This is a genomic window from Nocardia iowensis (assembly GCF_019222765.1).
Classification (GTDB): Bacteria; Actinomycetota; Actinomycetes; order Mycobacteriales; family Mycobacteriaceae; genus Nocardia; species Nocardia iowensis.
Map to the genome: position 1 here is coordinate 953,196 of NZ_CP078145.1, position 15,806 is coordinate 969,001.

The following is a 15,806-nucleotide window of genomic DNA, read 5'->3' on the forward strand; positions in this document are numbered from 1 at the left end:
GTGCGGCCTCGCGCATGCGCGGCTCGCAAGCGCTCCAAGGGGAATGCAGATGGAATCTCGAGACGAAGCGAAGGTGCGAAATTGATACGTCGACAGACCCGGCGCGGCGGCCTACGTGCCGCGGCGGCGATCGCGGCAACGGCGGTCCTTGCGGGAGTGATGACCGGCCTCGGCGTGACCCCCGCGTCGGCCGCTGATCCGATCATCGATTCCAAGAGCCTGCTCGCCAACCCGACCGCCCCGGACGGATCGCGTATCACCAAGGCCGAGTACAAGGATGACCGCAACATCCGGCTCTACGTGTACTCGGCGGCGATGGACCAGAAGGTCATCGTCGACGTCCAGCGTCCGGCCGACGCCTCGGTACCGCGGCCGACCCTGTACCTGCTCAACGGTGCGGGCGGCGGCCAGGACGATGCCTCCTGGCAGGCGAAGACCGATGCGCTGCAGTTCCTGTCGGACAAGAACGTCAACGTGGTCCAGCCGATCGGTGGCAAGTGGAGCTACTACACCGACTGGATCAAGGACGACCCGGCGCTCGGCCGCAACAAATGGAAGACCTTCTTCACCGAGGAGTTGCCGCCGCTGATCGACGGCGCGCTCGGCACCAATGGCGTGAACGCGATCTCGGGTCTGTCCACCTCGGGCACCACCGTCCTCGCGCTGCCGATTGCCAAGCCGGGCCTGTACAAGGCGGCCGCGGCCTACAGCGGTTGCGCGCAGACCAGTGATCCGGTCGGCTCGGAGTTCGTCAAGCTCACCGTCGAGACCTGGGGCGGCGGCAACACCGACAACATGTGGGGCCCGCAGGGTTCGGCGGAGTGGGTGGCCAACGATCCATACGTGCACGCCGAGGGGCTGCGCGGGCTGGACCTCTACATCTCGACCGGCAACGGTCTGCCCGGCCAGTACGACACGTTGAACGGTCAGTACGCCCTGCCCGGCGCCTACGGCCTGGCCAACCAGATCATCATCGGTGGCGTGATCGAAGCGGGCACCAACTACTGCACGAACAACCTCAAGGGGAAGCTGGATTCGCTCGGCATCCCGGCGACCTACAACTTCCGCAACAGCGGCACCCACTCGTGGGGCTACTGGCGGGACGAGTTCCAGCGGTCCTGGCCGGTCCTGGCCCGCGGACTCGGCATCTGAGAGCTTCCGCCTCGCTAACTGAATACCGACCGACCGCCTGGTTATACCTTCGGGTATGGCCAGGCGGTCGGCTTTTAAGGGTGGGTTGGATGAAAAAGTTCGGGAACCCGTAAAATTCTGTTCCGTGAGTACCACCTTGGCCGAATCCGCCAGATCCGCGACGCAGCGGGTCCGCGCGGCATCGCTGTTGCTCGGGCCCGCGTTCGTCGCTGCCATCGCCTATGTCGATCCGGGCAATGTGGCCTCCAACATCAGCGCGGGCGCGCAGTTCGGCTATCTGCTCGTCTGGGTCATCGTGATGGCCAACGTGATGGCGGGGCTGGTCCAATTCCTTTCGGCCAAGCTGGGTTTGGTCACCGGCATGTCATTGCCGGAGGCAGTGCGCGCGAAGTCGAGCCGGACGGTGCGGCTGGCGTATTGGGGGCAGGCCGAGACGGTCGCGATGGCCACCGACCTGGCCGAGGTGGTCGGCGGCGCGATCGCGCTCAACCTGTTGTTCGATCTGCCGCTGCTGGTCGGCGGTGTGATCACCGGGGTGGTCTCGATGGGTCTGCTGCTGGTGCAGGACCGGCGCGGACAGCGCCCGTTCGAGCGGGTGATCACCGGGCTGCTCGCCGTCATCGCGATCGGTTTCCTGACCAGCGTGTTCATCTCGCCGCCTTCGGTCTCCGGCACGGTCGGCGGACTGGTGCCGCGGTTCCAGGGCACCGAGAGCGTGCTGCTCGCCGCGGCCATGATCGGCGCGACGGTCATGCCGCACGCGGTCTACCTGCACTCCGGCCTGGCCCGGGATCGGCACGGACACCCGGCCCCCGGCCCGCTGCGGGCCCGGCTGCTGCGGATCACCAAGGTGGACGTCGGCCTGGCCATGGTGCTGGCGGGCACGGTCAACCTGGCCATGGTGCTGATGGCGGCGAATACGCTGCGCGGTCATGAGGTCGAGACCTTGACCGACGCGCACACCGCAGTCGGTGACGCGCTCGGCCCGGTCGCGGCACTGATGCTCGCCATCGGCCTGCTGGCCTCCGGTCTCGCCTCGACCTCGGTCGGTGCCTACGCGGGCGCGATGATCATGCAGGGCCTGCTGCGCAAGCACATTCCGCTGATGCTGCGTCGCCTGGTCACCCTGATCCCGGCGATCGCCATCCTCGCGATCGGCGTCGATCCCACTCGCGCGCTGATCATTTCGCAGGTGGTGTTGTCCTTCGGCATCCCGTTCGCGCTGATCCCGCTGGTGCGGTTCACCAGCGATCGCAGCTTGATGGGCGCGGACACCAACCACCGCGTCACCTCCGCGTTCGCCTGGCTGATCGCCGCCATCATCTCGGCACTCAATGTGGCGTTGATCTACCTGACGGTCATCGGCGCCTGACTGGTGGGCGAAAGCGCCACGGCCGGAATCAGACCCAGTTCTCGATCCAGTACTTCCAGATCAGCGGGGCGTAGCCGGCCAGTGGCGGCACCTTGATGTCGGTGCCCGCGAGTGCGGCGCTGGTGTTCCGGCAGTCGAACCAGCAGCTGAATTCGCTGTGCTCCAACACCTCCTGCGGAACGCCGACCCGGGGGAGCACCCAGCTCGCGCCGGGCACCTGCAACACCATGTCGAGCGCGCGTTTCGGCATCACCTCGACCAGGTGCGGTGCACCGGCCTCGTCGGCGAACAGATTCAACGCCTCGGCCACGCTCTGTCTGCGCGGATCGACCAAGTGAAAGGTCGTCGCGTTCGGACCGGGTTGGTGCGCAATATGATCCAGCGCGCGGGCCACGAAATCTACCGGGACCATATTGGTTTCGCCGAGCTTGGGCACCAGCACCGGCAGGATTCTCGGCAGCTGCGCACCCATCCGCAGCAGCCGGAAAAAGTAGTACGGTCCGTCGATCCGGTCGATCTCGCCGGTCCGGGAATGACCGATCACCAACGAGGGCCGATAGATACGCCAGGGCAGCGCGGAACCGCGCACGATCCGCTCGGCCTCGAACTTGGCCCGCTGCACGGGTGTGGTCAGCTCTTGGCCCTCGTCGAACATCTCCTCGGTGAACAGGCCCTCCGTCGAACCGGCCACCTCCACCGTCGAGACATGATGCAACAGACCGGCTTTCAGCCCCTCGGCGACATCGACCAGATGCCGCGTGCCGTCGCCGCGCTCGGCGAGGTCATAGCTGGACGCCAAATGGAAGACATGGTCGATCGAGCCGCGATGCTCGGCAAGCCAAGCCGGATCGATCCCCAGTCCGGGCGCGCCTAGGTCACCGCGCACCGGCAACACCCGATCCCCGCCGCCCCACTCCCGGGCGCAGCAGGTGAACCGGTCGGCGGACTCGGCGCCCGGCCGCACCAGCACATGGATGTCACCCTCGCGTTTCAGCAGCTCGGGGACGAGGAACCGACCGATGAACCCAGTTGCCCCGGTAACCAGGTAGCCCATAGCCAGTGAACATAGCAGTCCCGTCGCTCCGAGACTTCAGGCCAGACACGGGTGCGCTGATCGTTATGTACCGGCGAGATCAGTTGTCGCCTAGGCACAGTTCCCGGTTCTCAGTCGGCGAACACCGGCTTGCGCTTGGTGAGCATCGCGGTTGCTCCTTCGATGAAGTCGGGGGACTTCAAAAGTTCGCTCTGGCCGGTCTTTTCGGCTGCCAGGGCCGCGTCGAGTGAGGTCAGTGTTGCTTGATTGAGGGCCTTCTTGGTGAGTTCCAGTGCGCGGCGTGGGCCCGCGGCGAGCTTGGCTGCCACGGCTTCCACCTTCGCGTCGAGCTCGTCCTCGGGCAGCACCGCGGTGAGTAGCCCCGCTTGCTTTGCGGCGGGAGCGGGAAGGCGCTCGCCGAGCAGGGCCATCTCCGCGGCGAGGGGGCGCCCGGCCGCGGCGGCGACCATGGCGGCCGCGCCGCCGTCGGGCATCAGGCCGATGTTGATGAAAGCCAGCAAAAGGTAGGCGTCCTCGCTGGCGTAGACCAGGTCGGCGGCCAACGCGATGCCGACGCCGACACCCGCCGCCGCGCCCTTGATGCGGACGATCACCGGGACGGGGGCATCGACGATGGATTTCACCAGTCGGTTCGCCGCGTCCATGACCATGTCGGAGGTGATGCCGCGCTGGGCCTCGCCCGCAGTGGCCGACAGGTCGGCACCGGTGCAGAAATCCCCGCCCTCGCCGGTCAGCACGATCACCCGCACCGACCGGTCCTCGGCCGCGGCGAGGAAGGTGTCGCCGAGGGCGACCATGGTGTCGTAGTCGACCGCGTTCTTGCGCTTCGGCTTGGTGATCGTCACCCGGAGCACCCGGCCGTCGTGGACCGCGGAAAAGCCCGTCGCGGGTGAGGAGGACTCAGCTACCGCTGCGGAATCTGTATTGCTCATATCTGCTCCTACGCTGCAACTCAGCGGCTACCGTGCCATGAATAGTGGTTAACTTTGCGAATTGTGGTTAACTTAGGTTCCATTGTCGGGCGCTGTCAACCAGCGGCGCCGCCGGAGAACGGAGAGGTGCATGGTCGCGGATCGCAGCGAGGTCGGCCTCGCTTCCGCGCGGTCCGACGCCGACGACTCGGCATCGCGGAGCGATTCCGTGGGGGGTGGTGGTCGGGTGACGGGCGGGCCGGTGCGCCGCAGGCCCAAGGATCGCAAGGTGCAGATCATCCGGGCGGCCGCGCGCGCGTTCAGCGAGCGCGGGTACTACCCGGTCGGCGTGGACGAGATCGCCGCCGAGGTCGGCATCTCCGGGCCCGCTCTCTATCGCCATTTCACGAACAAGTACGCGCTGCTCGTCGCGGCCGCGGAAGAAGGGGCGCGACACCTGCTGAACGTCGCCCGCGCCGCGGACGACGAACACCTGGAACCGGCCCGGCGGCTGGACGCCCTGATCCGGGCGATCAGCGAACACACCATCGAGATCCGCCGCGAGGCCGGGCTGTACCGCTGGGAGCGGCGCTACCTGGAACGCGAAGATCGCATCCGGATCAGGAAGATCTACGACGACCTGAACGGCACCCTCGCCGGGCCCATCGCGCAACTGCGACCCGACTCCCCGCCCGCGGATGTCGCGATGCTGGCGGCCGCCGTGCTCAGCGCGATCGCCAGCATTTCCGCGCACCGCAGTGCGCTGTCCGGCGCGCGGCTGCTGCCGCTGTTGCACGACATGTCCTTGGCGATCCTGCGCGCCGACCTGCCGCCCGCGCCGCCGGAACCGGATCCGGGTCCCGTCACGCGCGGCCTGCCGGTGTCGTCGAAGCGCGAACAACTGCTCACCGAGGCGATCCGGATCTTCGGCAGGCAGGGCTACCACGAGGCCAGCATCGAGGAGATCGGCGCGGCGGTCGGCATCAACGCCTCCAGCGTGTACCGCTACTTCGCCAGCAAGTCCGATCTGCTCGCCGCCGCGTTCTACCGGACCGGTGACCGGGTCGCCCTCGCGATCACCGAGGCACTCGCCGAGGCCACCAGCCGCGAGGACGCGGTGCGCCGCATCGCCGAGCGCCAAGCCAGGCTCACCTTCGCGATGCCGGAGATCATGCCGGTCTACTACGCCGAATTCAGCAATCTGCCGCAGGCCGAACAGCACAAGCTGCGCGCCATTCAACGCCAGAACGTCCTCGAGTGGGCCAACCTGCTGGACGGCGACCCGGTCGAGGCTCGCTTCCGGGTACACGCCGCCATCGGTCAGGTCATCGACGTCGGGCGGCTACTCCACTTCGACTCGCGCCCAGCCCAATTGGCCCGCGTCACCGCGCTGATGGAAGCAGTCCTGCTCGGTCACTCGGCATAGGGCCGCCCCACTCGCAGCCGATTCCGGGCGCGGATAGTGGATGGCGGCAATCAGGCGCGCCGACCGTGCCGGATCCGAAAGATGGTCTTGGCCAAGCGCACATGCCGCGGGTGACGGTCGAAGGTGGACAGATTCACCGGGGCCTGATAACGCTTGCGGGCGATGGCCAGCGTGTGGCTGAACTCCCGCAGGCCTTGATCGCCGTGGCTGTGACCCTGTCCGTATTCGCCGACGCCGCCGTAGGGGAGCGCGGGGATGCCCGCGTAGGCGGTCGAGGAATTGATGGTGACCACCCCGACGCGCAGCCGCTCGGCGAACGCCTCGATCTCGTGCACGTCCCTGGTGAAGACCGAGACCGCGACATCGTTGCCCACCGCGTTGATCCGCTGTGCGGCGTCGTCCATGCTGGTCACCTTGTTCACGACCAGCATGGGCCCGATGCCCTCGCCGGTGATGGCCACGCTCTCCTCGGGCACCTCGGCGAGCACCACGGGTTCGATGTACGGCTCGCGAATCGAATCCAGCCCGCCGACCACCGCGCGCCCGCCGCGGGCCAGTGCGTCGCGAATCTGCTTGCGTACCACTTCGACCTGCGACTCCAAGATCATCGGGCCGTACGACGCCCGCTTGTCGGCGCCGGGTCGCAGCTTGGCGGCCTGCGCGGCGACCAACTCCAGGAAGCGGTCGTATACCGACTCCGCAACGTAGGCCCGCTGAATCCCGGTGGCGTTCTGCCCGGCATTGGCCATCGCCCCGAACACCGCGGCCTCGGCGGCATCGTCGAGCTTCGCGTCGACGTGCACGACCATGCTGCCCTTACCGCTGCGTTCCACGACCACCGGCGTCATCGACTGGGTACACAGCGCGATCACCTCGCGCGCGCCGGAATCCGAACCGGCATAAGCGATCTTGTCCACCTTGGCCCGGCACAGCGCGGTTCCGGTCAGGTGGTCGCCGGTGACCACTTGCAGCACCGGCTGGTTGGGCGCCAGCCTGGTCCAGCTGTCGGCCAGCCAGACGCCGACGCCGGTGGTCAGTTCATGCGGTTTGAACACCACCGTATTGCCCGCGGCCATCGCGTAGGCGATCGAGCCCATCGGTGTGAACACCGGGTTGTTCCACGGACCGAGCACCCCGATCACCCCGAGCGGCAGGTAGCCGACCGAGGCGCGCTGATTGCGGGTCAGCCAGGTGGAGCCGAGCTTGTGCCTGCCGAGTGCGCGCGCCGCGTTGCGGGCCGCCCAGTCGAGGTTCTCCACCGCCAGCATCACCTCGATGGCCGCGTCCGCCTCCGGCTTTCCGGTTTCCTCGGACAGGATCTCGACCAATTCGCCTGCGCGGCGGGTAATGTCGCGCTTCCAGTCGAGCAGCCAGCGCTTGCGCCCACTGAATCCGAGCTCGGCCCACCATCTTTCGGCCGATCGGGCACCGCGCACGGTGCGGTTGATTTCGCCCGCGCCCATCACGGCGTAGTTGCCGACGGTCTCGCCGGTGCGCGGGTCGTAGGACGTCAGCACGTTCGGTCGGCCCGATCCTCCCGGCTGCGCCGCCAGTCGTGGCTGCGCGGACTCGGCCATGATCACCTCTCGCAGTGTCGAAATCGGCGTGCGGACCACTTGCGGGGCAGCCGCCGCGGACGAGTGAGTGTTCCCCCGATTAGCAGACTATGGTCGTCGCGACGGGCCGACAAGGCTCGTCCGCCGCCACCACGCTGCCCTTGACACTGTCCACCAGCGCCGATCTGCGTCGCGCCGGACGGATATCGGCGACTGTGAGTAAGGACACAATTAACGCGCACTCCCGTTGGGTACCGTGCGGGCGACCCGGTGCGAACCCTGCATACCGGTAACATCGCGCCAAGCGCTACGGATCACCTATGGGGACGTATACGCGCGCGCTCCGGCGGCCCCGAGTCGTCGCAATTGCCGATAGTGGAGAGTTGATGCCGAGCTTGAACCAAGCAGATCTGCGTGCGAGTGAGCCAGCGGTCCGGGTGACGGATGTTCGCAAGTCGTTCGGCGATGTGCACGCACTGCAGGGGGTCAGCTTCGTCGCCGACCGCGCCAGCGTCCTCGGCATCCTCGGCCCGAACGGTGCGGGCAAGACGACGATGGTGAAGATCCTGTCGACACTGCTGCGGCCGGATTCGGGCACCGCCGTTGTCGCCGGGCACGATGTGCTGAAGGACGCGGCGGGGGTGCGTCGTTCGATCATGATGACCGGTCAGTACGCCGCGCTCGACGAGAACCTCTCCGGCCGGGAGAACCTGGAATTGTTCGGTCGCCTGATGGGCTTGAGCAAGTCCGCCGCCCGCAAGCGCGCCGACACCCTGCTCGAGGAATTCGATCTGGTGAGCGCGGGCCGTCGCGCGGTGCGCCACTATTCCGGCGGCATGCGCCGCCGGGTCGACATCGCCTGCGGTCTGGTGGTGCGTCCCGAGGTGGTGTTCCTCGACGAGCCGACCACCGGCCTCGATCCGCGCAGCCGCCAGGGTGTCTGGGATCTGGTGAACGCGCTGAAGGCGCAAGGCATCACGGTGCTGCTCACCACGCAGTACCTCGAGGAAGCCGACGTGCTCAGCGACAACATCATCGTCATCGACAAGGGCACGGTGATCGCCGAGGGCACCGCCGACGAGCTCAAGGAGAAGACCGGCGGCAGCTACTGCGAGGTCGTCCCGCTCGACCCGACCCAACTGCGTTCGACCGCCGCCGCGCTCGGCGACCTGGTACCCGCGGCGGTGCTCGCCGACATCGACGGCGGCGATCGCCTCTCGATTCCGGCGCCGGAGGGCGCGGCCACGCTGACCGAGGCGCTGCGCCGACTCGACACCGCGGGCATCGAGCTGGCCGACATCGCGTTGCGCAGGCCCTCGCTCGACGACGTGTTCCTGTCCATCACCGGTCGGTCGGGTGGGAACGCGTGAGCGCTCCCACTATCCCGACCCGGGCCGCCGACGCGGCCGCGTTGTTCGCGGACCTACCCAAGCCCCGGCTGTCCTCGTTCGCCCAGTGGCGTGCGCTGTCCGGCCGCATCGTCCGGACCATGGCCACCAAGGGTGAGCTGATCGTCGCGGTGGTGACGCCGCTGGTGTTCACCGTCGGGTTCTACCTACCGCTGCGCTACGTCATGAAGTTCCAGGGTGTCGACTACGCCCAGTACGTCATGCCGATCATCGTGTTGCAGACAATGGCCTTCACCATGATGTCGAACGCGCAGTTGGCCGCGTTCGAGGCGCTGACCGGGCTGAGTACCCGAATGCAGACCATGCCGATCGGCATGCTGGTTCCGTTGTCCGCGCGGGTCGCGGCCGGGCTGGTTCGTTCGGTCACCTCGTTGGTCGCGGCACTGCTCTTCGGATATGTGATCGGTTTCCGTTTCGTCGCGGGTTTCGGCCAGGCCGCTTTGTTCTGCGTTTTCGCCTTAGCGGTCGGCACCACGCTCGCGCTCGGCGCGGACGCGCTCGGCAGCCTGACCAAGAGCCCGGAATCGCTGAGTCAGGCGCTGACCCTGCCCACGCTCATCTTCGGCATGCTCTCCTGTGGCTTCGTCCCGGAACGCAGCTTTCCGGAGTGGATTCGCGGGTTCGTGCGCAATCAGCCGGTCTCGCAGTTCTCCTTCGCGCTGCGTGACATGGCCGCGGGCGGGGTGAGCTGGCAGGTGTTGTGGGTGCCGCTGGTCTGGGTGATCGGGCTAGCGCTCGTGTTCACCCCGCTGGCGATCTGGGCGAGCGCGAGGCGGTCATGAGTTCTGTGGAGGCCACCATGGCGCGAGTCGAGGAGACCGAAAACATCGCGTGGAAAACGCCGTTGCCCGAAGTGGCGGCGAAGCCAGAGAACTCGCTGAGCCTGTGGGTCACACACAGCCTGATCCAGTGCAAGCGGCTGTTGCTGGTGTGGGCGCGGGATCCCGCGACGACGATCCAGACGCTGGTGTATCCGGCGTTGACGCTGGTGATGTTCCGGATCGTGCTCGGTAATTCGATCACCGCGTACACCGGCCAGCCCAGCATCTACGCGCAGGTTCCGTTGCTCGCGCTGGTCGCCGCGATGTCTGGTGCGGTCGTGAGCGCGTTGGGGTTCAAGGGCGAGAAGATGACCGGCCTGCTCGGCCGGTTCTGGACCATGCCGATTCACCGAGCGGCCGGGCTGACCGGGCGTCTGCTGGCCGAGGCGGTCCGGGTGCTGATCACGACTCTGTTCGTCGTCGCGGTCGGGATGCTGTTGGGTTTCCGCTTCCTCGAAGGGCCGCTCGCCGGGATCGCGTTGATCGCGATTCCCGTGCTGTTCGGTGTCGCCTTCGCCGTGCTCGTCACCGCCCTGGCCACCATCACCGACGGCGTGATGCTGGTGAACGTCATCGGCATCATCAACACGCTGCTGATGTTCTTCAACACCGGTTTCGCACCTGTCTTCGCCTATCCGTCCTGGCTGCGAAGCACGATTCAGAACCAGCCGATGAGCTGTGCGATCGACGCGATGCGCGGGTTGGCCTACGGCGGACCGGTCGGGGAGCCACTGATGAAGACCCTGCTGTGGGCGATCGGGCTGATCATCGTGTTCGCCTACCCGGCCGTGCGCGGCTATCGCCGGGCGGCCGAGACCGGCGCCTGATCGAAGTCGTAGTCGAGCCAGCGATTGCGGTGGGTCCAGCCGACCAGGTCGTAGCGCCAGTGGAACGGCCAGGTGTGCGCGACGGTGTTGAACAGGACCGCGCCGAGGGCGGTGTAGTCGTCGTGTGCGGACAGCAGTGCGCGCTGGCCGCGCGGGGAGGCGTTGAAGAACGCGTCGAACATGGCGATCGACTGTTCGGTGGTCAGGCGGCCAAGACCCCATAGGCCGCGCATCCGCATCCAGTACACCAACCTGGCGCGGCGCGGCCATAGTTCGGCGATCGGGTCGCGGCCCTGCCGCAAGGCGGTGATCGCGGTGTCGACCAGCGCCAGCGAATCGGCGACGCTGTAGCCGGTGCAGGGGTGCATCATGCCGCCGCGTGAGCCGAACGGAACAGCTTGCGCCACGCCCCTTTTCGGCGGTGGCTGGTCCAGCGGATAGTGCGCGGCCTCGGTGGGCTCCGTACCGGTGAGCCTGATGCCGTGCGCGGCAAGACGATTCAGGGTGCGCCTGCGCAGTTCATGCTGCGGCATACCGCCGCGCAGGCCGAGACTGGTTTCCTCGAAGATCACCGTGCCGTCACCGAGCGGCACGGAATAGAGGAATGACGGCGGCTCGTCGGGACCCGCGCCGTTCTCCGGCCGCCAGTCCAGCAGCAGCCCTTCGCCGTCGGCGACCATGGGCGCGGCCGTCTCGGCGGCGACGAAGATGCCGTGCGCGCTGGCGGCCCTGCGCCGACCGAGGGTGGGCAGGCCGCGGGTATCGAACACCGTCGCCGCGGTGATCGTCGTTCCGTCGGCGAGTTCGACCACGTGTGCGTCGACCCGGGTGGCGCGCCCGGTGAGCACGGTGGCGTCGTCGAGCGGAAGTGCCTCGCGTAGCCCGGATTTGGACAGCACGCAGTAGGGCCGATCGATGCGGAGTTCGGACTTGGCCCAGACGGTGGGTGTCGGAATTGTGGTGGCGATCGCACTCGGCGGCAGCCAATCCGGCAACTCATCGACCCAGCAGGAGTAGGTAGGCGGCCACAGCCGATCCGGCCGCGGATCGATGGCGGTCACGCTGAACCCGGCCCGCATCGCGCGATGCGCCAGCGCCCGGCCGGTCGGGCCGAGCCCGACCACGCATACGTCGACGTCCCGGACCGCGCTGACACCCATAAGGGCATTCAATCCGCTGCGGCCGGGCCGACGCAACTATCCCGCCGCTCGGCGCCCCCGGAATTCGGGTCTCGCGACAAGGCAAACAAGGTGAAAGCAAGCACTTCGAGAATTGCTTTCTACCGTGCCCCCAGAATCGGTGGCCCAGCAACTTCAGTGATGAAAACGCGTGGCTGCGCACTTAGTGTTGGCGCCGAGCGCGGGTGGTTTCCGTGTTCAGGAGAAGGGGAATCATGAGAGGCTACCACCCCCGCTGGCTCGGTGTGCTCGCGGTCACAATTGGAGCGGCTGCTGTTATAGCGGTGATGCCCGCACCGGCGCACGGGGCGCCCGCGGAATCATCAATTGTCGCGGTGCAAGAACACGATGCGCGAAAGCTCACCTTGACAATTCATTCCGCCGCGATGGATCGCGATATCCAGGTGGAAACGCAGCGGGCGGCCGACACCAGTGTGCCCCGGCCGGTGCTCTACCTGCTGCAGGGTGCCGGCGGCGGCGAGGACGGCGTCACCTGGGAGACGGAAACAGATGCGTTCCAGTTTCTGTCGACCAAGAACGTGCACGTGGTGTCCCCGATCGGTGGCATGTTCAGTTACTACGCCGACTGGGTCAACGACGATCCCCGGCTCGGGCGCCAGCAGTGGAAGACCTTCCTGACCCGCGAATTACCGCCGCTCATCGACAAATACTTCGCGACCAACGGACGCAATGCCATCGCGGGCTTCTCGATGGCGGGCACCAGCACGCTGGCGCTCGCCGCGACCACCGGCAACCTCTACTCCAGCGTCGCCGCCTACAGCGGATGCGCGCAGATCAGCGATCCGGTCGGCCAGGAGTTCGTCCGCCTCACCGTGGAGACCTGGGGCTGGGCGAACATGGCGAACATGTACGGCGCGCCCGGCGATCCGCGCTGGGCGGCCAATGATCCCTATGTGCAAGCCGAGGGATTGCGCGGCAAATCCATCTACATTTCCAGCGGCGGCGGACTGCCAGGGAAACACGATGTATTGAACGGCAAATATTCCCTGCCCGGCGTAGACGGAATTGCGGCACAGCTCATCAAAGGTGGTGCCATAGAGGCAGCGACCAACTATTGCTCGCGCAATATGCGGACCCGTCTGAATACATTGGGTATTCCGGCAACTTATGACATCAATGCGGACGGCACCCATTCCTGGGGATATTGGGAAGAGGCGCTGAAGAACTCGTGGCCCGCGCTGTCCGCTCCGTTGGGAATTTGAGATGTGGATTCGGAAACAGGCCGCGCGAATCGCCGGCCTGATCCTCGCCGCCGCCTGTGCGGCCGTACTGCACCCGGCTGCCGCGGTGGCCGCGCCGCCGATCCCGGTGCTGGCAGGCGCCAACGACTGGGCCTGCCGCCCGTCACCGGCGCGTCCGGAGCCGGTGGTGCTCGTGCACGGCTCCGGCACCGACGCGGTCAGCAGCTTCGCCTTGCTCGCGCCACTGCTGCGGTCCGAAGGTCACTGTGTGTACGCGGCGAATCTCGGCTCCGCGCCCGGGCTGCGTGATGTCGTGAGCGGTCAAGCCGGTTCCAGCACAACAGGTATCGGTCCGGTCGGGGCCGCGTTGCTCGGTCGCGTGGTCTACGGCGTCGCCGATATCGACCGGATGGCGAGCGAGCTGAGCGATGTGGTGCAGTCCGTGCGGGTCGCTACCGGGGCTCGCCAGGTCGCGCTCGTCGGCCACTCCACCGGCGGCACGGTGATCCGCCAATACGTGCGGACGCACGGCGCCGAGACGGTGGCTCAGGTGGTCACGCTCGGCACCCCGTACCGGGGCTCTACCTGGGCCGGACTGCGGGAGAGCTATCCGGATCTGGCCTCGCTCGGCCTGGGTAACGCGCAGATCGCCGCCCAGGTCTTCGGAACTCCGGGTCAGCAGCAGGTGGTTGGGTCACCGTTGCTGAACCGGCTGAACGCGGGAGGCGAGACCGTGCCCGGCATCCGGTACACGGCCCTCGCCTCCCGCGCCGACGAGATCATCACCCCGCAGGAAACCGCGCTGCTCGCCGCCCCGACCGGCGAGAACCGCAACATCTGGCTGCAAGACGGCTGCCCTACCGACACCGCCGATCACAGTGGCCTGCTCGCCGATACCCGAGCGGCCGCCGCGGTGCTCGGCGCACTGGCGAACGACGACCGCCCCCTGCCCTGCTGAGGGGCTGGCTACTTCGGAGTGACCCAGGTGGTGATGTCGGCGTGCACGACCTCGAGGCCGTGCTTGTCGTAGATCGAGACCGGCACGATCAGGTTCTGGCCCTCGGTGATCGCCGCGAAGTCCGGAATCTCCGGCAGCTTCGCGACGGCCCGCAGGCCGGTCTCGGCCTTGGCCAGGTACTGCACGTTCATCGCCTTCGGAATCCAGCGGTGCGTCGCGGGCACGGTCGCCTCGCTCAGCATGCCCATCGCCACCTCGGCCAGGTTGCAGGCCGCGATGGCGTGGAAGGTGCCCAGGTGGTTGTGGATGCCGAACCACTTCGGCGAGGTCACCTCGCACAGGCCTGGTTCGAGCCGCACGACGTTCGGCAGCACCGTGCCGAAATAGGGCACCCGCGCGACCATGCCCAGCGAGAACAGCGTGTGGCCGAGCCGATTGTCCGGCAGCTTCTTCCAGCCGCGGTAGGTCGCGGTCTCTTTCGTCATGAGCCGTATCTTACTCAAAAGTAAGTTCACGTCGAGGTTGCCCGCGGGTGCGGCCGAAAACATGCTGGCTGGTCGGCCTGCCGATGTCGGCCCGCATTGCTACCTTGACGGGGCGGGCCGAGGGATGGCGTCGCTGGGGGCCAACACCATTTCGGTTGGCGCATAGGGGAACTGGAGTTCTGCATCATGAGTATTCGTACTGCCGTCGTTGCGTTGGGCATCGCACTCGGCGGCGCCGCATTCGCGGTATCGGCGGGGGCCGGTCAAGCCGCCGCCATCACTCCGGTCGTCGCTCCGCAGGACGGCATCTACTTCGGCGTTGTGCTGGACCACGGCGAAACGGTCGCGCTGCAGCACAGTCCACTGGTCGGCATGCTGAATGGCCCGCTGACCAACGAGGGCCTCTTCTACCTCGACGAAAAATCCGTCTATAACGGTGGCCAAGAGGTCGACGGTGTCGTGTACAACGACTACCTCGAGTTCTCCGGCGTCACCGCCGAGGCGGCCGCCTCGCGCAGCGGATGGATCGCGATCGCACTGGTCGATCCGGCCAGCTTCGCCGGATCGCCGTACGCGATCCGCCAGGTACTGGGCTGAGCTCCGACTGATCCGGCCCGGCTTCGCCGGATCGGGACCAGCTGATTTACCCGAGCGGCGGCGGCCGTGACGGCTCCTCGGAATCGTCACACCGCCGCCCTTGTCGTCTCCGCCGCCATGCCGATGACCTGGGCGGAGCCGCTCGCGGGGGGCGGATTTGAAGTCGATGGACGCGTCGGGCATACTGTTCGGGTTGCCTTGCACCGGGCCGTGCCTGTTTCCGAGTGAGACGGGATGGCTAGGCGAGGCGAGTAGTACCAATCGTGTACCTCATCGGGTCAACCGGTGTGGGTACGTCCGGGACAGTGTTCCAGGCCTGAGATGAAGTTTTGATCCGGCGCCGAGGAATGAGCGGATGGGCGACACGCCCGACCGCGTGGACCGGAGAACCATGACAGATGAACAGCGGCGAGGACCGAGCATGCGTGCGCGGTCGCGGTCTCACGTGAGACGTCTTCGTGTGTTCGGGCTGTGCAAATTGAGGGTGGTACGGAAGCCAGCTTCCGGATCACGAAGGTAATAAGCGGAGAAAAGGACACTTAGCGTGGCGGGACAGAAGATCCGCATCAGGCTCAAGGCCTACGACCACGAGGCGATCGACGCGTCAGCGCGCAAGATCGTCGAGACGGTGACCCGCACTGGGGCCCGTGTCGTCGGGCCGGTGCCGTTGCCGACCGAAAAGAACGTGTACTGCGTCATCCGTTCGCCGCACAAGTACAAGGACTCGCGCGAGCACTTCGAGATGCGTACGCACAAGCGGCTTATCGACATCCTCGACCCGACGCCGAAGACGGTCGACGCGCTGATGCGCATCGACCTGCCGGCCAGCGTCGACGTCAACATTCAGTGACGGGGACT

At 66.9% G+C, this 15,806-nt stretch carries 15 protein-coding genes; 10 read left to right on the forward strand and 5 right to left on the reverse strand.

Annotated features, from left to right (window positions below; genetic code table 11):
* Window positions 1–159 precede the first annotated feature (159 nt).
* Together KV110_RS04330 and KV110_RS04335 are read left to right on the forward strand one after the other, a co-directional pair.
* Entirely contained in the window at window positions 160–1,152 is a 993-nt protein-coding gene (locus KV110_RS04330) for an alpha/beta hydrolase (RefSeq protein ID WP_218478163.1), read from the forward strand.
* A 136-nt stretch (window positions 1,153–1,288) separates the two neighbouring features.
* On the forward strand, window positions 1,289–2,524 hold the full coding sequence (locus KV110_RS04335; RefSeq protein WP_218478164.1) for an Nramp family divalent metal transporter: 1,236 nt from the start codon (window positions 1,289–1,291) through the stop codon (window positions 2,522–2,524).
* A 28-nt stretch (window positions 2,525–2,552) separates the two neighbouring features.
* Here KV110_RS04335 and KV110_RS04340 read toward each other — a convergent pair whose 3' ends face one another.
* Window positions 2,553–3,578 (reverse strand): SDR family oxidoreductase, encoded by a 1,026-nt coding sequence (locus KV110_RS04340; RefSeq protein WP_218473647.1) that lies wholly within the window; start codon window positions 3,576–3,578, stop codon window positions 2,553–2,555.
* Window positions 3,579–3,688: 110 nt separating this feature from the next.
* Complete coding sequence (locus tag KV110_RS04345) at window positions 3,689–4,510, reverse strand: enoyl-CoA hydratase (RefSeq protein WP_218473649.1); 822 nt, start codon at window positions 4,508–4,510, stop codon at window positions 3,689–3,691.
* A gap of 130 nt (window positions 4,511–4,640) precedes the next feature.
* On the opposite strand from KV110_RS04345, the gene KV110_RS04350 reads away from it, so the two are divergent.
* Window positions 4,641–5,915 (forward strand): TetR/AcrR family transcriptional regulator, encoded by a 1,275-nt coding sequence (locus tag KV110_RS04350; protein ID WP_218473650.1) that lies wholly within the window; start codon window positions 4,641–4,643, stop codon window positions 5,913–5,915.
* Between the two features lie 50 nt (window positions 5,916–5,965).
* Here KV110_RS04350 and KV110_RS04355 read toward each other — a convergent pair whose 3' ends face one another.
* Window positions 5,966–7,492, reverse strand: coding sequence for an aldehyde dehydrogenase family protein (locus KV110_RS04355; protein ID WP_218473652.1), 1,527 nt, complete (start codon window positions 7,490–7,492; stop codon window positions 5,966–5,968).
* Between the two features lie 365 nt (window positions 7,493–7,857).
* Here KV110_RS04355 and KV110_RS04360 point away from each other — a divergent pair, with 365 nt between their 5' ends.
* From KV110_RS04360 to KV110_RS04370, 3 genes are read left to right on the forward strand one after another with little or no spacing between them, the layout of a single operon-like run.
* Window positions 7,858–8,841, forward strand: coding sequence for an ATP-binding cassette domain-containing protein (locus KV110_RS04360; RefSeq protein WP_281427740.1), 984 nt, complete (start codon window positions 7,858–7,860; stop codon window positions 8,839–8,841).
* Window positions 8,838–9,662, forward strand: coding sequence for an ABC transporter permease (locus KV110_RS04365; RefSeq protein ID WP_393537248.1), 825 nt, complete (start codon window positions 8,838–8,840; stop codon window positions 9,660–9,662). Before KV110_RS04360 ends, KV110_RS04365 begins: the two co-directional genes overlap by 4 nt.
* Entirely contained in the window at window positions 9,659–10,528 is an 870-nt protein-coding gene (locus KV110_RS04370) for an ABC transporter permease (protein ID WP_218473653.1), read from the forward strand. Before KV110_RS04365 ends, KV110_RS04370 begins: the two co-directional genes overlap by 4 nt.
* On the opposite strand, the gene KV110_RS04375 is transcribed toward KV110_RS04370, so the two are convergent.
* Window positions 10,498–11,688, reverse strand: a complete 1,191-nt coding sequence (locus KV110_RS04375) for a lycopene cyclase family protein (protein ID WP_218473655.1) — start codon at window positions 11,686–11,688, stop codon at window positions 10,498–10,500. The genes KV110_RS04370 and KV110_RS04375 overlap by 31 nt on opposite strands.
* 233 nt (window positions 11,689–11,921) lie before the next feature.
* Between KV110_RS04375 and KV110_RS04380 the strand changes: the two genes are divergently transcribed.
* Complete coding sequence (locus tag KV110_RS04380; RefSeq protein WP_218473656.1) at window positions 11,922–12,929, forward strand: alpha/beta hydrolase; 1,008 nt, start codon at window positions 11,922–11,924, stop codon at window positions 12,927–12,929.
* Window position 12,930: 1 nt separating this feature from the next.
* Window positions 12,931–13,866, forward strand: coding sequence for an esterase/lipase family protein (locus KV110_RS04385; RefSeq protein ID WP_218473658.1), 936 nt, complete (start codon window positions 12,931–12,933; stop codon window positions 13,864–13,866).
* Between the two features lie 8 nt (window positions 13,867–13,874).
* On the opposite strand, the gene KV110_RS04390 is transcribed toward KV110_RS04385, so the two are convergent.
* The gene (locus KV110_RS04390) at window positions 13,875–14,351 is read right to left on the reverse strand and encodes a hotdog fold domain-containing protein (protein ID WP_218473659.1); all 477 of its coding nucleotides are present in this window, start codon (window positions 14,349–14,351) and stop codon (window positions 13,875–13,877) included.
* A 186-nt stretch (window positions 14,352–14,537) separates the two neighbouring features.
* On the opposite strand from KV110_RS04390, the gene KV110_RS04395 reads away from it, so the two are divergent.
* Entirely contained in the window at window positions 14,538–14,948 is a 411-nt protein-coding gene (locus KV110_RS04395) for a hypothetical protein (RefSeq protein ID WP_218473661.1), read from the forward strand.
* Window positions 14,949–15,492: 544 nt separating this feature from the next.
* Window positions 15,493–15,798 carry a 30S ribosomal protein S10 gene (gene rpsJ, locus KV110_RS04400; protein WP_003938093.1) on the forward strand — a complete coding sequence of 102 codons (306 nt, stop codon included), beginning with the start codon at window positions 15,493–15,495 and terminating at the stop codon, window positions 15,796–15,798.
* Window positions 15,799–15,806: the final 8 nt, after the last annotated feature.

Bases quoted from the DNA above. Each gene is read 5' to 3' on its own strand.
- KV110_RS04330 (WP_218478163.1), top strand. From the start codon at position 160: ATGACCGGCCTCGGCGTGACCCCCGCGTCGGCCGCTGATCCGATCATC.
- KV110_RS04340 (WP_218473647.1), bottom strand. From the start codon at position 3,578: ATGGGCTACCTGGTTACCGGGGCAACTGGGTTCATCGGTCGGTTCCTC.
- KV110_RS04345 (WP_218473649.1), bottom strand. From the start codon at position 4,510: ATGAGCAATACAGATTCCGCAGCGGTAGCTGAGTCCTCCTCACCCGCG.
- KV110_RS04350 (WP_218473650.1), top strand. From the start codon at position 4,641: ATGGTCGCGGATCGCAGCGAGGTCGGCCTCGCTTCCGCGCGGTCCGAC.
- KV110_RS04355 (WP_218473652.1), bottom strand. From the start codon at position 7,492: ATGGCCGAGTCCGCGCAGCCACGACTGGCGGCGCAGCCGGGAGGATCG.
- KV110_RS04360 (WP_281427740.1), top strand. From the start codon at position 7,858: ATGCCGAGCTTGAACCAAGCAGATCTGCGTGCGAGTGAGCCAGCGGTC.
- KV110_RS04370 (WP_218473653.1), top strand. From the start codon at position 9,659: ATGAGTTCTGTGGAGGCCACCATGGCGCGAGTCGAGGAGACCGAAAAC.
- KV110_RS04375 (WP_218473655.1), bottom strand. From the start codon at position 11,688: ATGGGTGTCAGCGCGGTCCGGGACGTCGACGTATGCGTGGTCGGGCTC.
- KV110_RS04380 (WP_218473656.1), top strand. From the start codon at position 11,922: ATGAGAGGCTACCACCCCCGCTGGCTCGGTGTGCTCGCGGTCACAATT.
- KV110_RS04385 (WP_218473658.1), top strand. From the start codon at position 12,931: ATGTGGATTCGGAAACAGGCCGCGCGAATCGCCGGCCTGATCCTCGCC.
- KV110_RS04390 (WP_218473659.1), bottom strand. From the start codon at position 14,351: ATGACGAAAGAGACCGCGACCTACCGCGGCTGGAAGAAGCTGCCGGAC.
- KV110_RS04395 (WP_218473661.1), top strand. From the start codon at position 14,538: ATGAGTATTCGTACTGCCGTCGTTGCGTTGGGCATCGCACTCGGCGGC.